The organism is Lacibacter sp., from assembly GCF_057361365.1.
The window spans coordinates 121,918-146,685 of sequence record NZ_JBMQSG010000009.1 but is presented as its reverse complement, the minus strand read 5'-3'; the positions used below and the strand labels follow the sequence as shown (position 1 = coordinate 146,685).

The window sequence follows — 24,768 nt, the reverse complement described above, 5'->3', positions numbered from 1 at the left end:
TTCATTATGGTTTCTTAAAAGACACTTTGTGCAGTTTATTCTGCGTGGCCAGATCTTTATGAATGCTGTCAAGAATACCATTTACAAAATGACCACTTTGGGGTGTACTGTAATCTTTTGCAAGATCAATATACTCGTTGATGGTCACTTTAGGTGGAATGGTTTCGAAGAACAGGAATTCGCAAATACCCATACGCATCAGGATCATATCCAGAATGGCCGTACGTTCAGGATCCCAATTCACCAATTTATCCTTGATGTAATCATTACAAACCTCTTCCTTCTCAATTACACTCAACAAAAGATCTTTTGCAAATTTCAATTTTTCATTGCCAACAAATTGCTGAAAATCGGCAGTGTGCGGTTTTTGCAGCAGGTTGAGCATTAAAAGATTGATCATTTCCGCATCATCTTCCCAATGGAGAAAGCGCTCTTCAACAAAACTGATAAAATCTTCATTTGGCAGCATCAGGTCGGTGAATATGAATTCAAGAATTTCCTTTTCCTTTTTCTTTTCACGCCCTTCAACCTGGATGTATTCTTTGTAAGGCTCCGATGCCACGAGCTCGAAATACAATTTCCGAATCCAATCTTCAGCGCCCATCAGCTCAGGTTTTATTTCCTTCGCTGCCTTGTCATAAGACGGGCTTTCCAATAATTGCCAAAGCAACGTGTTACCGGAAATTTTGGTGTTGATATTCAGATCGGCAGCGGTTGGCAAATGCTTAGATGCTTTTTGACGGGCATCTGCTTCTGCGTAACGTGCTGTTTCTGTTAGTATGTAAATTAGGGAAACAAAAAGCTGACGGCTCTGGTCGATGTGCTTGTCTAGTGTACGAATAGCCTCTTCTTTAGTAATATCACCCTCTCTGGTAAAACAGGTGTACAACGTTTGCATCACCTTTACCCGTATGTTTCTTCTGCTGATCATGTGGAAAGAACTTGTTTAAACAAACCGCAAAGATAAGTATTGCTTTGCCTTATATTTGATATTTATTGATTTTTGAATATGAAGCTTGTTGAAAGCCCCGTTCAATAAGTACCCAACCAACAAAGCATGAAGAAAGTATTATCCATTATTGCAGTGTTCTGCTGTGCCTGTATAATAAATAGCTGCAGTAACGAAAAAAGTCAAACGAAATCAGATGATCCTATACAGGAATCGGCTGAGTCTGAAGAAAAAGAGGACGGTATTCGTGAGTCGCAGGAAATGGAATTTCAATTAACAAAAGACCCTCGTTTAGGATACATACCCAAGCAGCGGTTAATTACAGCTTATGAGAAATTAGCGGCTGAAAGAAAACTGGGAATACCCTTTCGATTGAATGCTTTATCATGGGCAGAACGTGGCCCTTATACCGATGTAATTGGACCAAGCAATGGTAATTTTCGTGGACCTTCAGGATCGGTAACCAGCGGAAGGATCAGGTCGATGTGGGTTGATTTGTCGGATGCAACTAACAAAACAGTTTGGGCCGGGAGCGTAAGCGGAGGTTTATGGAAAACAAACGACATTACGGCAACTACACCTACGTGGAATTTAATCAATGATTTTTTTGGAAATCTTGCCATTGGTGCAATAAGCCAAGATCCAGTGAATAAAAACATCATGTATTTCGGTACGGGCGAAAAAGCATTCAATACAGACGCAGTGCGGGGAGGGGGTGTTTGGAAAAGTACAGATGGGGGAAGTACCTGGAATTTGTTAAGTAACACAACAACGTTTTATAATATCTCCAAGATCATTTGCGACGGAGCAGGTAATGTTTACGTAGGCACGTTGGGCAGTGGAAGCGGTTTAAGGCGTTCAGGTGATGGCGGCGCAACATGGACGAATATTACACCAGTAACCACTGGTGGCGGGACACGTATCAGCGAAATGAGTTTAAGCAGCACGGGCCGTTTGCATGTGGTTGTTGGTTATTACAACAGTACGGCGGCAACATCGGGCTATTTCTTTACTGATGCCCCGGCAACAGTAACTACTACAACCTGGACTTCTCCAACTACACCTATTCCCAACAATTTTTATAATTGCGAACTGGCTGTTGCCGGCAACACGCTTTATGCATTGCCTTCCAACGCTAGTTTTCAGACACCTACACTTTATAAATCTATCGACGGTGCTGATAACTGGACTGCTCTTTCAGCCAACCCCACCAATATGAGCTCAGGCCAGGGCTGGTTCTGTCTTGCAATTGGAGTTGATACCTCAAATACCGACAATGTAATAGCGGGCGGTTTAAATTTTCATCGCACAACAAATGGTGGTACCAGCTGGACAAAGCTATCTGATTGGGCAAGTTCATCAGAAATGTACATTCATGCCGATCATCACGGCGTGAAATGGAATGGTACGCAGGTATTACTCGCAACAGATGGCGGTATTTTCTATTCGGCAGATAATGGGGCAACATTTGTGCACAAGAACATTGGCCTTCGTATAAAACAATTTTATTCCTGCGCAATTCATCCGTCAAACGCAAATTATTTCCTGGCAGGTGCGCAGGACAATGGAACGCATAAACTTTCATCAGCCGGACTTAGCGCCAGTGAAGAAGTGCATGGGGGCGATGGGGGTTTTGTGCATATTGATGAAGATGAGCCTACGTATCAGTTCAGTGCCACAACCCGCAGCAACTATCGTAGAAGTGTAAATAGCGGGAATAACTGGCAATCCATAAGTTATTCGGGCACAATCGGTCAATTCATCAACCCCACTGATTATGACGACATGAATAATAAAATGTACGCAAGCGCCGATGCGGGTACTTATGTGAAGTGGGATAATCCTCAGAATGGTTCAACGTTTAAAACAGTGCCATTGCCCGGCTTTGCAACAGATGTTATTCTCTCTGTAAAAGTTTCACCTTATACCAGCAACCGGGTTTATTTCGGAACTAACATCGGCAAAATTATCAAGGTCGATAATGCCAATACCGAAGCACCTGTAGCAACAAATATTTCGGCTGGTGGCGGACTTCCAACTAATGGCAGTATAACTTGTGTCAACACCGGCACAAACGATAATAATCTTATTGCAGTTTTTTCAAACTATGGTTTGCAGAATATTTGGGTAACAACAAACGGAGGTACAAGCTGGTCGGCAATTGATGGTAATTTACCTGATATGCCCGTTCGTTGGGCCATGTTTCATCCCGAGGATAATGACAAAGCCATCATCGCAACAGAAGCTGGGGTTTTTGAAACAGATGATGTTAATGGCGCTGCTACAGTTTGGGTGCAAAACAGCAGCTTTCCTTTTGTAAAAACAAATATGCTGCAGTACCGTGTTAGCGACAGAACATTGCTGGCAGCAACACATGGCCGTGGGTTATGGACAAGTTCCATTGCAGGAGCTGCGCCTTATATTCGTTTTGCAGGTAGTTATTCTTACAGCCGGCCCTATGATGAATCAACCGTTGCAACTGATGGATGTCGTAACTACAGGGATGTATCGTTGAATATGAATATTGATGCTGCCCCAACAGGGAATGCAGTGGTTACACTGAATGTATCCGGCGGCACTGCAGTTGAAGGAAGAGATTATGATATTACCACGAATGGAAACTTTGCAACTCCATCAAAGCAGGTTACTTTTTTAAATGGCGCTACAACTTCGCAGCAGGTAACTGTACGTATTTATGATGATGCAGAAGCAGATGCAAATGAATTTTTCACGCTTTCTTATACCCTGGCCGGCGGCACAAATGCCCTCATTGCTCCGTCGTCGCCCAATTATACAGTGTATATTGGCGACAATGATAATGCGCCGGTTTCAAATGGAACAATCAATCTCACTGTTGGTACGTCAAATTATGGAACATATGTTCAACCGTTCAGAGGACAGTTTTCAAAAGCCAGAAGTCAATATATCTATACCGCAGCAGAACTAAGCGCTGCAGGATTAACTGCAGGACCTTTTAATTCAATTGCATTTAATGTTGTTAGCAAAGCCAGTACACAACCTTTTAATTCTTTAAGGATCTCATTAAAAAACAGCACCCTTGCCAGCTTCACCAATGTACTTGAAACCGGACTTACAAACTGTTACCAGGGCAATCATTCAACAGTTGTAGGTATCAACAACTTTCCATTTAATCTTTCGCCATTTACATGGGATGGTGTCAGCAATATTGTAGTGGAAATATGTTACGATAATACCAGTGGTTCCGCAAGTGATGCGGTGTCAAGTAATACCACCACATTTCAATCGGGGCTTTGGGCGAGAGATAGTACAAGCTTCTCAGGTTGTGACATTATAACCGGATTTCTGGCAGGGGTGGGGTCAACTCCAGACAGAGTGCGGCCGGATATCATTTTTCCTGTGCTCTACAGCACAAATATTGAGACTGTTGCAAGCCGTACAAAAACGAACTATATTTTCGGAAGCGGGTTACACTATTATTATTCCCAGGGCTTTAATAATTTGCTTGGCATTGTTAACAATTCAACTGCTTCATTAGGTTGTGTCAGCATTACGCTTCAGGATGCCGGAACATTGTGGCAAAATTATTTTGGTGGCCAACGTTCGCAAAAGGTATTTGATGTATCCGTGGGCAGCAATCCAACTGCCAGCTACACGATAGGCTTTTATGTTACCACGGCAGAACTGAGTGGTAAAGTGCCTTCCACTATAAATATTGCATCTACATCAGCGGCAACTGCAGCAGGGGCCACGAGTTTAAATACAGTTATTTATCCAGCCACTGCAACGGCTTTAGGAAACGGTGTACTTTTCACTGCAACAGTAACGGGTGGTGGTAGATTCTTTTTAAGTGATGCCGTTGCAACGGGTATAGGAAATGTAAATGACCGGCTGCAGAATTTTGTACGGCTGATTCAAAACCCAGTGTTGAATACGATTTATCTCGATATCAGTAATGAAAACAGAACAGCTGTTTCAGCGGTACTTTACACCCTTAGCGGCCAAACACTTAAAACCTGGAGCCTTGGAAGAGTAACGGGCAATACGCAACTTGAAATAGCTGATATGAGTTTACCTGCCGGAACTTATTTGTTGAGTATGCGGATCAACGACAAAATGCAAAACTTTAAGGTTATTAAAAAATAATATAAAGCCCGGGATGTTATCTCCGGGCTTTATATTCTGAATCTGTATGAATAGATATTTTTTATCAGCGCTAAAACTTTTTTGTGTAGCGATTTTCTTCTTGCTTTCCTGCATAAATGCAAAAAAGGTTGTGAAGCAAACGCATGCCTTTTCAGCAACATCATACCCGGGAATTGTGGCTGTGGACGAAAACGGTAAAGAAATGCCGTCAAAACCTGAAACTAAATATTTTGTTTACGTGGTAACAACTTCTGAAAATATAGCATGGGATACCGCATGGATAAATGCCAAAGCCTTTACCATTATTGCGGAAAAAATAAATGCTTTTTCAGGCTTTGAAGTGGGCATCAGTAATCAAACTGGTGACAAAATCACTATTCAAACAAAAGAGAACGAACATCTTTACCGGCTGCAATTAAACCCTGTTTCAAAAAATGAAGCTGTTATTATCCCTTCCCAGGAAAAAGAACTTCGGTTAAAAGCAGTCTATAAACGAAAGGAAGTTATCCTTCAAACAAGCAAAATAACAGAACTCACAACCCCCGACCCCGTTTAGCAGCCTTACCAATAAATGAAAATTTGTCAAATCATCTTAGCTCATATTCTGCCAGATTGAGAGATTTGCTACTGATTTATACTCATTCCTGAAAATTTTACCTGTTCTGGCGCCGTGGCACTGTATTCGCTTACCTTCGTTGCCCCGTAAAACGGGCAAGAACTAATTTCATTTTAAAACTAAAACAAGAATAACTATGGCTAAGAAGGTAAGTGTTACCCCTTTACACGACAGGGTAATTGTGAAGCCTGCCCCTGCTGAAGAAAAAACAGCTGGCGGTATCATCATCCCCGACACTGCAAAAGAAAAACCACAACGTGGTACTGTAGTAGCTGCAGGTCCTGGTAAAAAAGATGAACCCGTAACTGTGAAAGTTGGCGATACGGTTCTTTACGGTAAATATGCCGGTACTGAAATTTCTATTGAAGGCGATGATCTGTTGATCATGCGTGAAAGCGACATCTTAGCGATTGTTTAATTTGAACATTTGAAGGCTTGAAAATTGGAACACTCCACTAATCAACATCTTCATATTTCAAACTCTGCAATTATCAAATTTTCAAATTATTTAATTTTCAAATTGTATTCATATGGCAAAGCAAATCTTCTTTGATATCGAGGGAAGAAATAAAATGAAGAAAGGTGTTGACGTATTAGCCAACGCTGTAAAAGTTACCCTCGGACCTAAAGGCCGCAACGTGGTAATTGAAAAGAAATTCGGTGCACCAGCTGTAACAAAAGATGGTGTTACGGTAGCAAAAGAAATTGAATTGGAAGATCCGATTGAGAACATGGGTGCTCAAATGGTGAAAGAAGTAGCATCTAAGACTGCAGATATTGCAGGTGATGGTACTACTACTGCAACCGTATTGGCGCAATCAATCATCAGCGAAGGTTTGAAAATGGTTGCTGCAGGTGCAAACCCAATGGATCTGAAACGTGGTATTGATAAAGCGGTAAGACTGGTGGTTGAAAACTTAAAAAGTCAATCACAAACTGTTGGTAACGACAGCAAAAAAATTCAACAGGTTGCAACTATCTCTGCAAACAACGACGAAACAATCGGTAAACTTATTGCTGAAGCATTTGTAAAAGTTGGTAAAGAAGGTGTGATCACTGTTGAAGAAGCAAAAGGTACTGATACTACTGTTGATGTAGTAGAAGGTATGCAATTCGATCGTGGTTATATTTCTCCATACTTCGTTACAAACAGCGAAAAAATGGAAGTGGAATTGCAGAACCCGTACATCCTTATCTATGATAAGAAGATCGCTGCAATGAAAGATATTCTTCACATTTTGGAGAAAGTTGCTCAAAGCGGTCGTCCGTTGTTGATCATTTCAGAAGATCTGGAAGGTGAAGCGCTTGCAACATTGGTTGTAAACAAACTCCGTGGTACATTGAAAGTAGCTGCTGTAAAAGCTCCTGGCTTCGGTGACCGCAGAAAAGAAATGCTTACTGATATCGCTATCCTCACTGCAGGTACAGTTATCAGCGAAGAGCAAGGTTACAAACTGGAGAATGCTGATCTCTCTTACTTAGGTCAGGCTTCTTCTGTAACGATCGATAAAGACAACACAACAATTGTTGGTGGTAAAGGCAAAAAATCTGATATCACTGCACGTGTAAATCAAATCAAAGCACAAGTTGAAAACACAACTTCTGACTACGATAAAGAAAAATTACAAGAGCGTTTAGCGAAGTTGGCAGGTGGTGTTGCTGTATTGTACATCGGTGCTGCTACTGAAGTTGAAATGAAAGAAAAGAAAGACCGTGTTGATGATGCATTACATGCAACCCGTGCTGCGGTTGAAGAAGGTATCGTTCCCGGTGGTGGTGTTGCTTACATCCGTGCATTAGATGCATTGGAAGCAAAAGTTCGTGGACAAATTGAAGACGAACAAACCGGTATGCAGATCATCCGTCGTGCTTTGGAAGAGCCTATCCGCACATTAACTGCTAACGCAGGTATTGATGGTTCTATCGTTGTACAAAAGATCAAAGAAGGCAAAGGCGACTTTGGTTTCAATGCACGCACTGAAACATACGAAAACATGTTTAAGGCTGGTGTAATTGATCCAACCAAAGTAAGCCGTGTGGCTTTGGAAAATGCAGCATCAATCGCTGGTATGTTGTTAACAACAGAAGCAGTTATTGCTGATAAACCAAAGAAAGAAGAGCCACATGCACATGGCGCTCCTGATATGGGCGGCATGGGTGGTTACTAAATAAGTACGAAGTGAGAAGTTGGAAGTACGAAGTAAGCCAGCTCAATCACTCAGCTTAATAGTAACAGCTTAAAATACAACCAAAGTCCTCTGGTAAAACGGGGGACTTTGCATTTCAATAATTCATCACGATTAAAAACATGCAACATGAAAACAGGAAACATGCTTTTAGCGTTTATGCAAAAATTGAAACACAAGTTGAAAAGCTTATTGCAAAAGATCAACCGTAGGGATGATGATTCATTTGATAATCCTTATTTGATCTACTAAAAAAACAACTCTCGCCTTGGCGGGAGTTGCTTTTTTAATCCACATAAGTTTCGAAATCGTTCTGCATTACTTTATTGTAAACAAGTTCCAGTTGCGATTGAAGAATGCGATTGGTTGAAAGTTCAGGCAATTTATTCATGGAGAAATAACCAACATCCAGTACATCAAATCCTGTTTGCAGTTGAGACGAAACTGCTTTACAATAGAACAACAGCTTAAACACATAATGCGGTTCTGGCGGATGAGGGTGTTTGTGCTTATCGAACACAGCCATCAAATGTTTCACTTCTGCATCTAATCCGGTTTCTTCTTTTATTTCTTTGAGGATGGTTTCTTTGGCGCTGTAGCCAACATCGGCCCAGCCGCCGGGCAAACTCCATTTGTCATCCATTGATTCTTTTACCAGCAATACTTTTTTATCGGCTGATAAAATGAGTGCCCGAATATCAACTTTTACGGTTGGATAATCTTTTGCAACAGGTAGTAAAGTATGAAGCTCATCTGCGCTTTGTTTGCTGAAGCTGCTCAGCATCCGCAACGAAATTTCTCTTAATTCTTCATAACGTTCTTTATCAAATTCGTTGTTGTGGTAAAGCAAACCAAGATCAGCAATGGATTTCAACCTGGTAATGTCCCGCATCAATTCGTTTGTCATGCAGTAAAGTTATACTCAGACCAATCATCATCGGCCTTCGGTAAAACAAAATCTTTGTGATTGACGATAAGTTGACATTTGGGAAAGCGCTTTGCAAGTATGGTTAAATTGTTCAACTCTTTTTCTGAATCATCAACGCTCACCAACAAGGTATGGAATGGATGATCAGCACTTAACTGCAACAAGCCATTTACAGTAATTGATGTGCCACCAAGGTGTAATAGTTCAAGTCCGTTGAGGGTGTTGATATGCGAAATGGCATCGTCATCAATATCATTGCATCCTTTCAACCGTAATTCTTTAATGAAGCTGAGTTTTGTTAATTGTTCAATTGCATCGTTTGTAATTTCTGTCTCATCAAGATCAAGCATATCGATCGATTGTACATGTGTAACCATCAATTCTATTTCTTCATCCGTTACCCGGTCCCAAATACGGAAGTTTACACGTTCAAGATGTGTTGGAATACTATCGGGCAACTGTGGTTTGCTGAAAAAGGCAAATGTGCTCCAGAACTGCTGTTCTTTTAATTTTTGTTTTTTCTTTTTACGCAATTGAAATGAGTGTTTTTAGTGATCCCGGTTAGCGAGAGCTCCCTTTACAATAAAGTATTGTGCCGAAGCATAGGTGATCATTACCAGTAAGCTCAACAACATGTGCTTGTAAGCAAACAGGTTCACAGCAAGCAACGAATCGGAAATAACAAACAACGATGCGCCTGCAATAAAAAGGGAAGCTGTGGTACCAGCCAACTTATGTTTTGTATTTAACGCAAGCAAGAGCATAGTGCCAATGGTAATACCATACACCGTTACAGGAATTTTTAGTGCACCAAGATAGGGAAACAGCAACCAAAGAAAAAGGAGAATGTAAATCAGCACAGGTAATAAAATAACCGGCTTCGCTTGCACAAGTCCTTTCTTTCCTTTTCCTGTTTTGGTAAAGTAGATGATGTAACACACATGCGCCAGTAAAAACGAAACCAATCCGGGAATAAACATGCCTTCCATTTGCAACAACACGTCGCCGCACCATGAAAGAAACAAGGCGGCCATTATCAGAAAGAATAATGTATTGTTTCGTTGTGCAGTTGAAATAGAGAAACCCAGCATCAGCAAAGGCATCAGCAATGGTTTAGTAAACCATCGTAAGTGCGATTGGTTAAAATAGATGAAAAACAATTCAAGCAAAACCACCAATGCATAAATACCAAAGATGATTCCAGCCTGCTTTTTCATACTAGTTACCAGGTTTCAAAACTTGTGCTTTAATGCCATACCAATTACGGAGCGAATCTTTTACTTTGGTACTATCAGAAAGAGATTTTTGTACCAGCAGTATTAGTTGATAGTTGCTGCTGTCTTTCATGTTTAACGAAAGTTCTCTTCCCCTTGTTTTGTGAAATGCAATGCGTGCATCAGCTTTACTTTTTGTAGAAACTGTTTCAATTACAAGTTTAAGTGATCCTGTATCAATTACCGATGGAGTATTAGCAGGTAATAATGAGTCCTGCGCTATTATTGCAGTAGTATCAGGCTGTGTGGCCGTCGTGTCAACCGGTGTGATCTGTTCAGTAAGATTTGATTCTGGCTCAACAGGTTCTGGTTGTTTATTTCGGAACATGGCCAGATAAACTGCCCATCCAACCAATGCCAAGGCGACTATGCTACCTAAGATAATGATTGGCTTTTTCGAACTTTTGCGTTCTTCATGTGAAAAATCGATTTCCCGTTCGCCTTCAACTAGCACTGTACGATCACGAACATGATCGGTATTAATAGAATCAATCTTTTCTAATGCAGGGCTACCTTGTTCAAATACGTATTGGTTGTCTTTCGTTTTATTAATAGATCCAATGCCTTTAATAGGAAAAGGTTTACCAATATTGATCAGCTGCATGCCATTGCTAACATACGATTCAAGATCGCTCATGGCCAAAGGCTTCATTTTACCCGTTTGCTGCATCAGGAACTGCAACAGGCTTTCATCTGCAACAGCGTTACGATTGGTAGTAAATGAAATGGTATCGGCCGGCCAGCCTTCTTCTTTTAAATCGTAAATGTTTACCGAAGGATTAAGATCGAAACGGCCAAGTCCCGGAAGGGTAAGACTTTTCTCCTTATACAGATACTGTGATAATATTTCCTGGATTTTCACGGATAATTTTTTTCAAACATACTTAAAAACCTGCTTTTATCATAGAAATACCAGAACCTGGTCAACTTAACACCCCTCTACCAGCAAAATCAGTGATTTTACTGTTGCTGCAATTCTTCGTTAAAGAAAGAGATGGCTGGGCGGTCTTGCTTACATTTGCAAAAAAAACGGCGCATGCTATCGGCAGACGAAAAGGAATTTATGGAGTGGTGGGAGCAAAACCGAAGCAAGGAAAAACGATTGTTGAGCCAGCTTACGATTGGTTTGCCTTTAGGATTGGCTTTTGGCTTTCCCATTTTGCTGAGTGTGATGTTTCGGGGTTGGTATAAAAACATGCCTTATGTATCGGGCTCGCAATTGACCATTATCCTCATTGCAGTTTTGCTTGTGGTGGTGTTCTATGGCATTTTCAAAATGCGGTTTAAGTGGGAGATGAATGAGCAGCGATATAATGAACTTCAGCAAAAAATAAATGCTGAGGCAACGTTAGAAGAAGAATGATTGTCATTTTTAAGATTTGGTGAATTTTGAATAAAAACAAATAAGATAATATGAAGTATGCATTTGGATTAATAATGGCAGTAATGATTTTAACTGCGTGTAAAAAGAAAAATGAGGATGAGTGTCCGTACTCGGCTGAGAATACATCTGCTTCTGCGCAGGAGGAAGCAGTAGTGACAAATTATATTGCCACAAATAATATTACCGGCACCACAGAATTGGGCACTTCAGGTATGTATTATGTAATTGACGCACCGGGCAACACCAAAAAACCAATACTGTGCAATACTGTTGTAGTAAAGTACACTGGTAAACTTGCAAACGGAACAATTTTCGACCAAACAACAGGATCAGCTACGGCTTCTTTCTCACTTGGTAGTCTAATTGAAGGTTGGAACCGTGGCATGCAGTTAATTGGTGAAGGAGGAAAAATCAGGTTGTATATTCCATCTTCCCTTGCTTATGGTGCGGCAGGGTCTTTTAATCCCAACACAGGTTTGTACACTATTCCTCAGAATGCCATGCTTATTTTTGATGTGGAGATTGTAACAGTTTATCAATAATCAGGAATATACAATACTTAAAAAGCTCCTTAATAAACGAGGAGCTTTTTTGTTTACTTACTTTTGTAAAAACTCAATCACTTGTCATACGAACCTATTTCCGTCTTTGATATGTTTAAGATCGGTGTTGGTCCATCCAGCAGTCACACACTTGGTCCATGGCGTGCAGCGCAACGTTTTGTCCAATCCATTCAAGCACTACAGCCATTAGAACAAGTGGCAACTGTGCGGGTGTTGCTGTACGGTTCATTGGCAAAAACAGGAAAAGGACATGGAACAGATGTTGCCATTCAGTTGGGCTTATCGGGGGATGATCCTGTAACCTTTGATGTACATTCCATTGATGCCAAGATCAATGATATTGCGGCGATGAAAGAAATAGTATTGGGTGGCAAACATGAAATACAATTTGATCCGAGAGAGGATATTGAGTTTCTAATGACGGAAAGTCTTCCTTATCATCCTAACGCAGTTACATTTCTTGCTTCTTTTCATGATGGTAATTCCATCGCTGAAACTTATTATTCTATTGGTGGTGGATTTGTGGTGAAAGAAAAAGAAGAAGCTACCGGTAACGAACAGGTGCAATTGCCTTTCCCTGTGGATAAGGCCGAAGACCTGTTGCATTGGTGCATGAAAACAGGAATGACTATTAGTGAAGTGGTGATGGAAAATGAAAATGCATGGCGTAGCGAAGAAGAAACAAGACAAGGTGTACTGAACATATGGCGGGTAATGCGGGAATGTATTTTCAGGGGATGCCATGCTGAGGGTTATCTGCCTGGCGGTTTAAATGTAAAACGCCGGGGTGCTGGTTTAAACAAAAAATTATTGCAGCAAAAGCCTTATACTGATTTTAGCGAATGGGTAGAAGCCATTAGTAGTGGTGGAAATGATTTTAAATACACACTCGATTGGGTAAGCTGTTTTGCGTTAGCAGTTAATGAAGAAAATGCTTCGTTCGGACGTGTCGTAACAGCACCAACCAATGGTGCAGCGGGTGTTATCCCGGCAGTATTGATGTATTATGTTTGTTTTTGTGACGGCGCCGATGATGAAAAGATCATCCGTTTTTTATTGACCGCTTCAGAAATAGGCAGCATCTTTAAAAAGGGTTCGACTATTTCCGCAGCTATGGGTGGCTGTCAGGCAGAAATTGGTGTATCAAGCGCAATGGCAGCGGCTGCATTAACTGAAAGCATGGGTGGCACACAACGACAGGTTTTAATGGCCAGTGAAATTGCTATGGAACATCATCTTGGTTTAACCTGCGATCCTATTGCAGGACTCGTGCAGGTTCCTTGCATTGAACGGAATACGATGGGTGCTATCAAAGCCATCACTGCATCTCAACTTGCATTACAAAGCACACCTGATTTTGCAAAAGTTTCTTTAGATGCGGTTGTAAAAACCATGTGGGATACTGCAAAAGATATGAACCACAAGTATAAAGAAACGGCCGAAGGTGGGTTAGCCATCAATATCCCCATTGCGCTTCCCGAGTGTTGATAGCCGTTAGTTGTTAAAAAAAACAAAATCAATCAACAGCGTTTAACAATTTTTGCGAAATGCTGTTGTTTTGCAAACGATTTTAAAACCTGTTCAAACGAACGGGTTCAAATCGACAACTTTCTTTAACATAACGGTTTTATTAATGGCAAATTACCAGGCAGCGAAGGACCTGAAACGTCCGCTGCAACGCTTATTACAGGTATTAAACCTGGAGCGAACGGAGATTGGTGCAATTTATTTTTATGCAATTCTTGCAGGGTTATTGCAGCTTGCTGTACCATTGGGTGTGCAGGCCATTATCAATTTTGTGCTTGCCGGCCGTTTGTCTACATCCATTATAGTTTTAATTATACTTGTTGTTCTCAGTGTATTTTTTACCGGTTTGCTGCAGGTAAACCAAATGAAGATCATTGAGAAAATTCAGCAGCGAATCTTCACACGTTATTCATTTGAATTTGCATGGCGTATTCCCCGTCTTGATCTTAAGAAGATCGATCAGTATTATTTGCCTGAGTTTGTAAACCGTTTTTTCGATACAGTTAATTTAGAAAAAAGCTTAAGCCGTTTATTGCTCGATATTCCGGCGGCATTGATACAGGTATTGTTTGGGTTGATCTTATTATCGCTGTATGCGAACGTCTTCATCGTTTTCAGTTTACTGGTATTACTCATCTTGTTTTTAATTATACGCATTACCTATGCCAAGGGGCTTTCCACCAGCCTGGATGAAAGTGAATACAAATACGAAGTGGCAGGATGGCTTGAAGAAATTGCACGGGTATTAAAATCATTTCAGTTTTCTCGAGGTTCTTCTTTACCCGTTGATAAAACAGATGTGCTGGTTACGAAATACCTGCATGCACGCACGAGTCATTTTCGGGTATTGCTGTTACAGTATTGGTCAATGATCGGGTTTAAAATTCTCATTACTGCAGGAATGTTGATTGTTGGTGCGTTGTTGCTGGTAAGCAATGAAATTAACGTGGGACAATTTGCTGCTGCTGAAATTGTAATACTGATTGTGCTGGCTTCAGTAGAAAAACTGATACGTAGTTTAGATAAGATCTATGATATTTTAACGGCAGTTGAAAAATTAGGTAAAGTAATCGACAAGCCGCTTGAACCGGAAGGTACATTGGGGCTTGATGCTTCCACGGGCGGAGTAGCAATTGCAGTGAACGATCTAAGCTTCAGTTATACTGATCAACGACCAATCCTTCATCAGCTGTCATTTAAAATTAATGCAGGTGAAAAAGTATGTATCAGAGGAGGCGAAGGTTCGGGGAAATCAACTATTCTGAAATTACTGACTGGTGCGTATTCCGATTTTGAGGGAAATATTCTGATCAATGAGATACCGATCGGAAATTACAATCCTGCATTGCTGCGTGCCGAAACGGGAATACTATTTAATCAGCAGGAAATTTTTCAGGGCACGCTATACGAAAATATTACACTGGGTGATACGACTATTACAACATCACAAATTAATTTGTTGGCTGCAAAACTTGGCATCAGTGAATTCATTGCATCGCTCAAAAAAGGTTTCGATACACAAATTGATGCCGTCGGAAATCGCTTATCCAGTGCCGTTATTCGAAAGGTGCTTTTGTTACGAGCGCTGGTATCAAAGCCCAAACTCCTGTTACTTGAAGAACCCTGGCTTGGCCTTGATCCTGATTGCCGCAGGAAAATAGAGCAATACCTGTTTCAGGAAATACCTGCTACAACAGTTCTAGTAATTACAAACGATGATTCTTTTGCAAACAGGTGCAACCGTGTGTTCTATATGCAGGACGGACGAATTGTAAAGGAAGAGCAACCAACTGTTAACCGTTAAACCAAGCCACATGTCCTTTCAACTACTTACACCGGATATACAGGAAAAAGCAGGTAAGCCGCTCCGATCATTCAATGAAATTTACCGGCAACACAAGACCAGTAAGATACGCCGTTACTTTTTTTTCATCATTGGTATTACCATCATTATACTGTTTTTGCCGTGGACACAAAACATCCGCAGCAACGGCACAGTTACTACACTTCGGCAGGAACAACGCCCTCAACAGGTGAACAATATCATTGGCGGACGTATTGTAAAATGGTGGGTGAAGGAAGGCGACTTTGTGAAGAAGGGTGATACCATCGTGCAGTTAGCAGAGATCAAAGATGATTACCTCGATCCGAACCTGTTGCAACGTACCGAACAGCAACTCACTGCAGAACAAATGACGATCGATTATTATGAAGGGAAAGTAAGTGCTACCGGTCAGCAAATTGCCGCACTGGAAAATGAACGGGAATTAAAGCTGAGTTCAATTGATAATAAACTCATACAAACAAAGCGAAAAGTGCAGAGCGATAGTATGAAAGTGAGTGCTGCTATAAATGAAATGAATGTGGCCGATCGTCAACTCGAAGGTGCCGTGAAAATGTATGAGCAGGGTGTAATTCCGTTAACAGAATTTGAACGAAGAAAAGTGTTGCATCAAAACGTGAATGCAAAATTGATAAGTGCACAAAACGATTTCAACAACAGCAAACAGGATCTGCTCATTTTGCAACTGGAACGAAGTGCAGCCATCCAGGAATATGCAGAGAAAATTGCGAAAGCATTCGGCGATCGTTTTCAATCGCAATCACAAATTTCAACTGGTCAGGGAAAAGTAGCGAAGCTGCAAAATCAGTATGACAATTACAGAATACGCAACGGACAATATTTTGTGCTGGCACCACAGGATGGACAAGTGATCAAAGCCATGAAAGCTGGTATCAATGAAATGCTGAAAGAGGGTGATATGATCGTTGAAATTGTACCGAAAGAATATCAACTGGCAGTAGAAGTATGGGTGAAGCCAATGGATTTACAATTGCTTAATGTGGGACAAAAAACACGGTTTATGTTCGATGGTTTTCCCGCAATTGTTTTTAGCGGATGGCCACAGGCATCGTATGGAACTTATGGTGGTGAAATTGTAGCCATTGAATCAAACCTCAGCAGTAACGGTATGTTTCGTGTATTGGTTGCAGAAGATAAGAACGACCGGCCGTGGCCAACCAATATGAAACTCGGAACAGGTGCAGTGAATTTTACGTTGTTGAAAGATGTATCGGTGTGGTATGAATTGTGGCGGCAGATCAATGGTTTTCCACCGGATTATTATCGTCCGCAAACAACAACAAACGGAAAAGAGGGGAAAGAAAAAAACTAAGCAATCACAAAGGCAAGATACATGATGAAGAAAGGAATTTTGAGTTTATTGATTTTGTTTACGGTTGCGTGCATGCCATTGGGTGCACAGGACACATTGCGTGTGCTTGCAGAAGATGAATTTATTGCGATCGTAAAGCAGCATCACCCGGTTGCAAAACAGGCGGGTTTACTGGTAGATGCTGCAAGGGCGCAACTACTCTCCATTCGTGGAAACTTTGATCCCGTTGTTTTTTTGAACAACGATCAAAAAACATTTGATGGGAAAAACTATTACAATTACACCAATGCAGAGTTAGGGATACCTACATGGTTTGGAGTAGAATTGTATGCAGGACTTGAAAATAATTTTGGTGATTTTATTAACCCTGAAGTTTCGGCCAGCCGTACCAGTTATGCAGGTATCAGTTTGCCGTTATTGAAAGATCTGATCTTAGACAAACGCCGTGCTGCCTTGCAACAAGGCAAACTGTTTACACAGCAATCAGAATTTGAACGGCGCACTGTTATCAACGATCTGTTGTTTGACGCCTACAAAGCCTATTGGAACTGGGCACGGGATTACCAACTGCTGCAGATGCTTGATACAACGATTTTTTTGAACGAAGCAAGATATGAACTGGTGCGTATATCCTTCCAGCAGGGCGACCGTGCAGCGGTTGATACCACCGAAGCGCTGGCCCAGTTGCAGAACTTTCAACAGCAACGTGAAGAAGCATGGTTGAAATTCAGAAAGTCAACATTGGAACTGTCAACTTTTTTATGGTTAGAAGGAAACAAGCCTGTTTACTTAAATGAACGTGTAATACCCGACAGCTTATGGACCGCCCAATCATTTACAAATTTTAAAGTAGATCAACTCAGCAGCTGGCTTACACAAACAGTTACCAATCATCCGAAGTTGCAGCAGATCGATTTTAAATTACAATCGCTGGAAGTGGAACGCAGATTAAAATTTCAAAGCCTGTTACCAAAGCTGGATTTGAAATATAATTTTCTGCAGAAAGGATACAATGTGGCTAATTCATTCAATGTAAATTTCTTTGAAAATAATTACAAGTTTGGAGTGAATGCCATTATTCCGATTCCTAACCGAAGTGGCATTGGTGATTACCGTGCTGCAAGAATTAAGATAAAGTCAACTGAACTTGACCGCAGTTTTACTGAACTGAACCTGGAGAACAAAGTTCGTTTTCATTACAACGAAGTGCTGAACCTGCAAAAGCAGATTTCTATTTACGAAAATGCGTATCGTAATTATGTACGTCTTTTTGAAGCCGAGCAACTGAAATTTTCATTGGGTGAAACAACCTTGTTTCTACTCAACTCACGTGAAACAAAAGTGCTGGAAGCAAAACAAAAATTACTTGAACTGAAAGTGAAATTTTACCAGGCATTTGCGGCTTTAAACTGGGCTACAGGTTTGTTACAGTAACACGCCACGTCAGACACCCTCGCCGGACGAAATACGTCTTTACCGCAGAGAAAGAAGGAAATCGAGTTCTCGCAGAGATAGTCAAGACTCTGCGTTAATCTCTCTATCTCTTTTTCTCAGTGTTGGTGTATTTTTTTCTTCAACTCTATAAAATAATTCATCACCGCTTCTTCTGTTTGCTGTTTCAATTTTGTCTCTGTAGTAAATAAATCGTTACGCAACGAACGGTATAGTTGAACAGACTGATCTAATGCAGCAAGTAAAGATGCTTTTTTATTAATGGCTAATGTTTGTTGTAGTTGATTGAAATCTTCTGCAGCAATAGTTGTTTCCACTTTACGCACACCTCTTGGTAAATTGTTGTTCTTGATATGCAGCAAAGGCCCAAATACAACCATACGCAGGAACGCAAGAAAATCATGTGCTTCCATGTATTCACCACGACCGATCTTCAGCAAAGCATAATGAACCCATGTCCAGAAACGGTCTTCGATCCATTGATGATCGGGGTGGGGGAATTGATACGAAGTAGAATCAATGATCTGCTGTAAACTTCCATCCCTGTCGAACAATAACACCGGATTTTCAACTCTTGTTTTCAGTTCATCTGCTGTAATGAATTTAATATCGACATGCAAAAGCGGATCGTTGTACAAACAAATGAGTAAACGTGGCTCACCTACATGCTCACCGGTGAATGCATTCAACAAGTTGCCAAACTTATTGGCATAAGCCATCATCTGTTCTTTATTGCCACCCACTTTAGTATTGGTGATGAGAATAAGATCAAGATCAGAAAATTCGTCTAGTTCCTGTGTAAGCCAGGAGCCGGCAACTGCTAATCCTTGTACGAAGGGGTCATCTTCTGCAATTATGGCTGCATGTGCAGCAAAAGCCTGTTGAAGCATAGGTGATGATTGTGGTATAATGTTAAATTAGTTTGATTGATTTCTTAAATTCTTCAAACTCACTATGTGCTGTTTGATTTTGGGAAATTGACTGATGACAATTGAAGTCGTAATAGAAACCATTATGCTCGGTCTTTAACGTTTTTAATTCCACCAGAACCGGTTCCTTCATCTCAACGTGTTCAAACATGTATTGTGAATCAAATTCATAAAACTTGCTTCCTGATATATTGTAAGGGTCATATCGTTTCAACACCTTAAAGTCTTTTAGAATTTGCGATATGCCGTATTCAGACATTGCTATCAACTCCTCAAAGCTTTCATAACCGCAATCTTCTAATTCAGCTACTGGAGTAACCTGTAATGTTATGGTTGGAGAAAATATACCTCTGTACTTGGGCTTATCTTCGAAATATTTTGTAGCTAAGCAAATAGGATCGCCTAAGTCTTTCCAAACATCTTCTTTCAATTCATTCCAGCCATTACCAAGAATTTGTTGATCTTTTAGTCTGCCAAAATCTTTCACATGTATAAAACCCCATGAAGCTGGTTTTTGAAATAAAACGCCTAGTTTCTTATTGATGTAAAAGTTGTTATTGGTAACAACAGCTTTTAATGGATCAACAACTAGCCCAGACAAAGCCAATGTCATCAATCTTAAAAACTCATTTCTTCCTAAGCCCATAGCAAATGGTGTTTTTATAAAATAAGTAATAGCTTTTATCACTTCTTCCCAAGCCCCTTCTTAAAAAACAACAAATGATAATCAACAGCACTTCCCCAATAAGCACTATTGTGTACACCGGGCCTTTCAGTATAATCATGATTAATTTTTAAGCTTAAAAGTTTTTGATGAAGATTACGATTCACATCTAAAAAGAAATCGCCTAGACCGCAATCAATGATAAGATTCAGCTCGCCGTTCTTCAATGTGTCAATTTGATTAATGACAGTATAATTATCCCAATTCTCTTTGTTGCTTGTAATATCGCCCAGCACTTGTTTTATCTGCCAGTTGTTGGGGAAGGGGCGAATATCAACACCGCCAGCCATTGAACCTGCCTGCGAATACACTTCTTTATTACGCACTGCAAGATAGAGGGCGCCATGTCCGCCCATACTTAAACCGGTTATGGCTCGTCCTTTTTTATCAGCAATGGTTTTGTAATGCGTATCGATATATTTCACCAACTCTTTGCTCACAAAAGTTTCATATTTCATCTTCGGGTCTATCGGGCTATCATAATACCAACTATAGAAACCACCATCGGCACATACGATCATCAGCTGCAACTCATCTGCTTTTTGTGCAAGTTGTGGTGCTTCTTTGATCCAACCGCCATAATTACCACTGTAACCATGCAGGAGGTAAACAACCGGAAAACGTTCTTTACTTTTCTTGTAATTCTTCGGTGTGATCACCACGCATTTAATTTCTTTCTGCATGCTGTTGCTGAAGACTGTCACTGTATCAACTTTGGCAGCTATGAGATGAAATGAAATGAATAAGAAAGGGAGGAGAGAAGTTAATCGTTTCATGTGTTGAAGATAAATATTTCTGCTGCACAAAATAGCTGTCATCCCGAGGCACGAGGGATCTGCTCAACTGCATAGCAAGGCCCAACAGATTTCTCGTTCGTCGAAATGACAAAAAAAGGCGACAGTTGCACAACTGTCGCCTTTGCTTCAGGAATATCAGTTTTAATTCTTCTTCTGTTCTCTCTGCATTGAATTACCACCTGTGCTTGCACCACGTGCAGGTCCACTGCCCTGGCGGAACAGGTTAAACTTCGATGGCATTTCTTTTACCGGCCATAAGTTATTGCTTTCATCAATATCAGCAGTTTCACGCATTGGATCAATACGAATAGCAGCTACTTCTTTATCCTTGATGAATACTTTGGTAAACTTATTTTCATTCAATTTCCAAACACTTACAGGAACACGATCAACTTCTTTACTTCCATCTTTGTAGGTCCATTCAACAATCACCGGCATTAACATACCGCCTTTGTTGGTGAAGCTCAATTCATAGAAATTCTTATTCGCCCATTTACTTTTATTTTCTGTATCAGGCGTAATTGCAGCTTCTGTTTGCTGTTGTGTAAATTTGGCATCGGCACCAGGATTGAAATAATAATAATCACGCAAACTTGTATCAGCATCGGTTGCATACACAATGCTTTTATCTTCTTTATTGCGGATCTTATGCACAGCATCAAATTGTTTTTGCTGAAATGCTGCTGCATTCGATGCATCACTCATCTTAAACCAACGTACTTCGTCGAGTGAAATATCAACAGGTTCTGTACCATAATACCAACCTCTCCAGAACCAATCAAGATCAATCGCACTTGCGTCTTCCATGGTGCGGAAAAGATCAGCAGGCGTTGGATGTTTGAACGCCCAGCGACGTGCATACTCACGGAAAGAATAATCGAATAACTCACGACCCATTACTGTTTCACGCAAAATGTTTAAACCGGTTGCTGCTTTTGCATAAGCATTTGAACCTACCTGCGCTACGTTATCGCCCATTGTCATGATCGGTTCCAATTGATCTTTTGGCAACTTCATATAATCAGTGATCAAATGTGCAGGACCACGACGAGAAGGATAGTTGTTATCAAACTCACCTTCAGTTAAGAATTGAGTAAACGTATTTAATCCTTCATCCATCCACCAATATTGTCTTTCATCGCTGTTAACAATCATTGGAAAGAAGTTGTGGCCTACTTCATGAATTACCACACCGATCATTCCGTATTTAGTTGCTTCGCTGTACGTACCGTCTTTTTCTGTGCGGCCATAGTTAAAAGCGATCATCGGATATTCCATGCCCTGCGATGCTTCAACTGAAATAGCAACAGGGTAAGGATAAGGAATGGTGTGTTTGCTATAGATCTTCAAGGTATGTGCAGTTACCTTAGTAGAATACTTACGGTACAATGCATACGCTTCTTTTGGATAATAACTCATACTCATGATCTTCTTGCCTTCAACATGAGTTGGCATAGCATCCCATACAAACTTGCGGCTGGCACCCCATGCAAAATCACGAACGTTTTCAGCAGAATAGATCCATGTTTTTTTATCGGTTGATTTATCTTTCTCATTTGCTGTTGCTTCAGCAAGTGTAACAACTTCCACCACATCTTTTGCAGATTGTGCCTGTTGCCAGCGTTGCAATTGTGCAGCTGTTAAAAGTTGTTTGTAGTTCTGGCATTCGCCTGTTGCTGCTACAACAAAATCACCAGGCACCGTCATTTTTACTTTAAAGTTGCCGAACGTTAAAGCAAACTCTGCACCACCACTGAATTGTGTGTTCTGCCATCCCTGGAAATCACTGTACACAGCAAGGCGTGGGTAGAATTGACTCATGGTGAACACTGCATTTCCATCTTCAGGAAACAGTTCATAACCACCGCGGCTGCCCCAAACACCACGATCAGGAATTTTATAATTCCAGTCAATCTTGAAAACAAATTTTTGTCCGGGTTTTAACGCTGTTGGCAAATCAACACGCATCATTGTTTGGTTGATGGTATACTTCAATGCATTGCCTGAAGCATCAGTAAGCTTAGTGATCTTTACACCCAGGTCATTTTCTTTTGCCACACGCCATTTTTCAATATTCACCAGTTGGGTATTGCTCATGGTTGCTTCCATACGGTTACGACCGTTACGGAGATAATCATGATCGGGATGATGAATATTTCCATCAACCTGCAACCACAGGTAAGTCAACTGATCAGGAGAGTTGTTGAAATACGTAATGGTTTCCGTGCCGGTCAAACGAAGATTTGCTTCATCCAGCTCAACACTAATGTCATAATCTGCTTTTTGTTGCCAGTACTTCGGGCCGGGCGCACCACTGGCCGTACGATATTCATTAGGACTTTGTAACAGGTATCCCAATTGCTCAAAGCGGTTGCCGTGATTACTGCCGGGATTACTCTGGGGAGGTTGTGCCATACCCACTACAGTGAGTAATAAACAACCAAGTAAAAAACGCATGTGCATAGTTCAGATTTTTTTTGCTTTTTAAAAAGGTAAGCGCTCGAGCGCCATAATAAATGAAATGCCAAAAATGCTACCGCTGATAAACACTGTCCATTCTCTATGTTTTACATTCAATAGTCGCACAAAGATGAAGGAAACCAACAACACTGCAAGTACGATCAACAACTGACCAAGTTCAAGCCCTAGGTTGAACGCAAGTAACTGCGAAATGATATTCTCGTTTTTTCCCATCATACTTTTCAGGTAATTGCTGAAACCAAGTCCATGTATCAAACCAAACAACAATGCCAGCACATAACGAAATTTCGTTTGTTTTGGCTGATCATTATTGCGGACCAAATTTTCCATCGCTGTAATGATGATGGTGATGGGAATCAGGAATTCAACCCATGAACTGGAGATCAGAATTTTATCATAAACACTCAATGCTAATGTGATGCTATGACCGAGTGTAAACGCCGTGATCAACAATAAAACCTGCTTCCAGCCTGTGCTTATCGTAGCTCGCAGGAAATAAGGAAGACAAAGTGCCATTACAAAAAGGATATGGTCGTAACCTTTCCAATCGGTAATATGATAAAAACCTTCCCTTAAATAAAACCCAAAATCCCCCATTTTTTACGGTAGCGGTGGTTGAAGTCGGAAAATAAATCAGAAGTTTGTAACCTTGAAATTTAATATGAAGATGGTGGCAGAATTATATAAGCGGCGGAGGGGAAGTTCTCAGTTCTCAGTTGTAAGTTTTAAGTTGAAAGACAGTGCTGGTCCGTGGTCTGTGGTACCTCGTCTTTTCTTCCTTATAGCTTTTGCCTTATGCCTTACAGCTTTTTCTTTCCACCCTTACTACATGAGCGTAACGGAATTTGAATACAAACCTGCCGAGAAAGAAGTGCAGGTTGCCTGCAAAATATTTACGGATGACCTTGAAGAAGCATTGAAAAAAGAGTACAAACGAAAAGTTGATGTACTGAATACAGCTACAAAAAAGGAAAATGAACAATTGCTGAACAATTACCTGCAACAACATTTACGGTTGAAGCTTGATGGTAAAGCTGCTGCATTAAAAATGATCGGCTTCGAACAGGAAGGTGAGGCAGTGTGGGTTTATCTTGTTTCGAGTAATACCGCTGCGTTCAAATCGGCTGTGGTGTTTAACGATCTGCTGTATAGTTACAGAGAAGACCAGTTAAACATTATTCACTTTAAGAATAAAGGCGAACGAAAGAGCTATCGTTTCTCATTTCCCAATAAGGAAGTTTCATTAAGCTGGTAAATTGTTTTAAAAAAGCTGCAAGCGAAAGGGATATTATCATAGTTTTCTTTGCCTTTGCTTCTCTGCGGCTTTGCGTGAAACAAAAAATCAAAATGCATCTAAATAAATTCTTGCTGCTAAAAAAAGAATGATGAACAGGCAGGCCCATATTGCATAGTAGTAAAAAGTAGATCGTCTCTGGAACCGCACATGTTTTTTATAGTCGATGCTTTTTGGGTTTAGCTTGAATTGCGAAATTGGTTTAAGCCCCAATAATTTTTTCATCCAATCACGCATCAAAGCTCCTTTTACCCGCCTGTCATATCTTACATTAAGGTGCTCATAACCCGCCATTAATAAACCACGTAAAAGGTAAAACAGAAAGAACAGTGCTATTGTGCCGTATAATAAATACATCGTCAT

At 40.7% G+C, this 24,768-nt stretch carries 23 protein-coding genes; 12 read left to right on the top strand and 11 right to left on the bottom strand.

Annotated elements, in window-relative coordinates:
• Positions 1 to 4 precede the first annotated feature (4 nt).
• Positions 5 to 931, bottom strand: a complete 927-nt coding sequence (nusB, locus tag ACO1QW_RS08325) for a transcription antitermination factor NusB (protein ID WP_486257479.1) — start codon at positions 929 to 931, stop codon at positions 5 to 7.
• 126 nt (positions 932 to 1,057) lie between these two features.
• Between nusB and ACO1QW_RS08320 the strand changes: the two genes are divergently transcribed.
• From ACO1QW_RS08320 to ACO1QW_RS08300, 5 genes are all read left to right on the top strand, one after another.
• Entirely contained in the window at positions 1,058 to 5,074 is a 4,017-nt protein-coding gene (locus ACO1QW_RS08320) for a T9SS type A sorting domain-containing protein (protein ID WP_486257477.1), read from the top strand.
• A gap of 130 nt (positions 5,075 to 5,204) precedes the next feature.
• The gene (locus ACO1QW_RS08315; RefSeq protein WP_486257475.1) at positions 5,205 to 5,630 is read left to right on the top strand and encodes a hypothetical protein; all 426 of its coding nucleotides are present in this window, start codon (positions 5,205 to 5,207) and stop codon (positions 5,628 to 5,630) included.
• A gap of 196 nt (positions 5,631 to 5,826) precedes the next feature.
• The gene (locus ACO1QW_RS08310; protein WP_407527508.1) at positions 5,827 to 6,108 is read left to right on the top strand and encodes a co-chaperone GroES; all 282 of its coding nucleotides are present in this window, start codon (positions 5,827 to 5,829) and stop codon (positions 6,106 to 6,108) included.
• Positions 6,109 to 6,220: 112 nt separating this feature from the next.
• Entirely contained in the window at positions 6,221 to 7,858 is a 1,638-nt protein-coding gene (groL, locus tag ACO1QW_RS08305; RefSeq protein ID WP_486257472.1) for a chaperonin GroEL, read from the top strand.
• A 147-nt stretch (positions 7,859 to 8,005) separates the two neighbouring features.
• Positions 8,006 to 8,128: a hypothetical protein gene (locus ACO1QW_RS08300; RefSeq protein WP_486257470.1), complete on the top strand. Its 123-nt coding sequence runs from the start codon at positions 8,006 to 8,008 to the stop codon at positions 8,126 to 8,128.
• Between the two features lie 34 nt (positions 8,129 to 8,162).
• Here the strand turns inward: ACO1QW_RS08300 and ACO1QW_RS08295 are convergent, their stop codons facing one another.
• From ACO1QW_RS08295 to ACO1QW_RS08280, 4 genes are read right to left on the bottom strand one after another with little or no spacing between them, the layout of a single operon-like run.
• Positions 8,163 to 8,783: an NUDIX hydrolase gene (locus ACO1QW_RS08295; RefSeq protein ID WP_486257469.1), complete on the bottom strand. Its 621-nt coding sequence runs from the start codon at positions 8,781 to 8,783 to the stop codon at positions 8,163 to 8,165.
• Complete coding sequence (locus ACO1QW_RS08290) at positions 8,780 to 9,337, bottom strand: hypothetical protein (protein WP_486257467.1); 558 nt, start codon at positions 9,335 to 9,337, stop codon at positions 8,780 to 8,782. The genes ACO1QW_RS08295 and ACO1QW_RS08290 overlap by 4 nt, the downstream gene beginning before the upstream one ends.
• 15 nt (positions 9,338 to 9,352) lie before the next feature.
• A complete protein-coding gene (locus ACO1QW_RS08285; RefSeq protein ID WP_486257465.1) occupies positions 9,353 to 10,021 on the bottom strand; it encodes a lysoplasmalogenase in 669 nt (222 codons plus the stop codon).
• A 1-nt stretch (position 10,022) separates the two neighbouring features.
• Positions 10,023 to 10,940, bottom strand: coding sequence for a hypothetical protein (locus tag ACO1QW_RS08280; protein WP_486257464.1), 918 nt, complete (start codon positions 10,938 to 10,940; stop codon positions 10,023 to 10,025).
• Between the two features lie 174 nt (positions 10,941 to 11,114).
• Between ACO1QW_RS08280 and ACO1QW_RS08275 the strand changes: the two genes are divergently transcribed.
• The 6 genes from ACO1QW_RS08275 (at position 11,115) to ACO1QW_RS08250 (ending at position 18,162) form a co-directional block, all read left to right on the top strand.
• Positions 11,115 to 11,441: a hypothetical protein gene (locus ACO1QW_RS08275; protein ID WP_486257463.1), complete on the top strand. Its 327-nt coding sequence runs from the start codon at positions 11,115 to 11,117 to the stop codon at positions 11,439 to 11,441.
• A 50-nt stretch (positions 11,442 to 11,491) separates the two neighbouring features.
• Positions 11,492 to 12,004 carry an FKBP-type peptidyl-prolyl cis-trans isomerase gene (locus ACO1QW_RS08270; RefSeq protein WP_486257462.1) on the top strand — a complete coding sequence of 171 codons (513 nt, stop codon included), beginning with the start codon at positions 11,492 to 11,494 and terminating at the stop codon, positions 12,002 to 12,004.
• A gap of 81 nt (positions 12,005 to 12,085) precedes the next feature.
• Positions 12,086 to 13,513, top strand: a complete 1,428-nt coding sequence (locus tag ACO1QW_RS08265; protein ID WP_486257460.1) for an L-serine ammonia-lyase — start codon at positions 12,086 to 12,088, stop codon at positions 13,511 to 13,513.
• Positions 13,514 to 13,658: 145 nt separating this feature from the next.
• A complete protein-coding gene (locus ACO1QW_RS08260) occupies positions 13,659 to 15,356 on the top strand; it encodes a peptidase domain-containing ABC transporter (protein WP_486257458.1) in 1,698 nt (565 codons plus the stop codon).
• 10 nt (positions 15,357 to 15,366) lie between these two features.
• Positions 15,367 to 16,728: an HlyD family secretion protein gene (locus tag ACO1QW_RS08255; protein WP_486257456.1), complete on the top strand. Its 1,362-nt coding sequence runs from the start codon at positions 15,367 to 15,369 to the stop codon at positions 16,726 to 16,728.
• 24 nt (positions 16,729 to 16,752) lie between these two features.
• On the top strand, positions 16,753 to 18,162 hold the full coding sequence (locus ACO1QW_RS08250; protein ID WP_486257454.1) for a TolC family protein: 1,410 nt from the start codon (positions 16,753 to 16,755) through the stop codon (positions 18,160 to 18,162).
• Between the two features lie 116 nt (positions 18,163 to 18,278).
• On the opposite strand, the gene ACO1QW_RS08245 is transcribed toward ACO1QW_RS08250, so the two are convergent.
• The 5 genes from ACO1QW_RS08245 to ACO1QW_RS08225 all read right to left on the bottom strand — a co-directional run bounded on the left by ACO1QW_RS08245 (position 18,279) and on the right by ACO1QW_RS08225 (position 23,708).
• Complete coding sequence (locus ACO1QW_RS08245; RefSeq protein WP_486257452.1) at positions 18,279 to 19,070, bottom strand: aminoglycoside 6-adenylyltransferase; 792 nt, start codon at positions 19,068 to 19,070, stop codon at positions 18,279 to 18,281.
• A gap of 22 nt (positions 19,071 to 19,092) precedes the next feature.
• Complete coding sequence (locus ACO1QW_RS08240; protein ID WP_486257450.1) at positions 19,093 to 19,797, bottom strand: hypothetical protein; 705 nt, start codon at positions 19,795 to 19,797, stop codon at positions 19,093 to 19,095.
• Complete coding sequence (locus tag ACO1QW_RS08235) at positions 19,794 to 20,609, bottom strand: alpha/beta hydrolase (RefSeq protein WP_486257448.1); 816 nt, start codon at positions 20,607 to 20,609, stop codon at positions 19,794 to 19,796. The genes ACO1QW_RS08240 and ACO1QW_RS08235 overlap by 4 nt, the downstream gene beginning before the upstream one ends.
• A 162-nt stretch (positions 20,610 to 20,771) precedes the next feature.
• On the bottom strand, positions 20,772 to 23,087 hold the full coding sequence (locus tag ACO1QW_RS08230) for a M1 family metallopeptidase (RefSeq protein ID WP_486257446.1): 2,316 nt from the start codon (positions 23,085 to 23,087) through the stop codon (positions 20,772 to 20,774).
• 27 nt (positions 23,088 to 23,114) lie between these two features.
• Entirely contained in the window at positions 23,115 to 23,708 is a 594-nt protein-coding gene (locus tag ACO1QW_RS08225) for a HupE/UreJ family protein (RefSeq protein ID WP_486257444.1), read from the bottom strand.
• 64 nt (positions 23,709 to 23,772) lie between these two features.
• Between ACO1QW_RS08225 and ACO1QW_RS08220 the strand changes: the two genes are divergently transcribed.
• Entirely contained in the window at positions 23,773 to 24,366 is a 594-nt protein-coding gene (locus tag ACO1QW_RS08220; protein ID WP_486257442.1) for a DUF6702 family protein, read from the top strand.
• Between the two features lie 87 nt (positions 24,367 to 24,453).
• Here the strand turns inward: ACO1QW_RS08220 and ACO1QW_RS08215 are convergent, their stop codons facing one another.
• Positions 24,454 to 24,768, bottom strand: coding sequence for a hypothetical protein (locus tag ACO1QW_RS08215; RefSeq protein ID WP_486257440.1), 315 nt, complete (start codon positions 24,766 to 24,768; stop codon positions 24,454 to 24,456).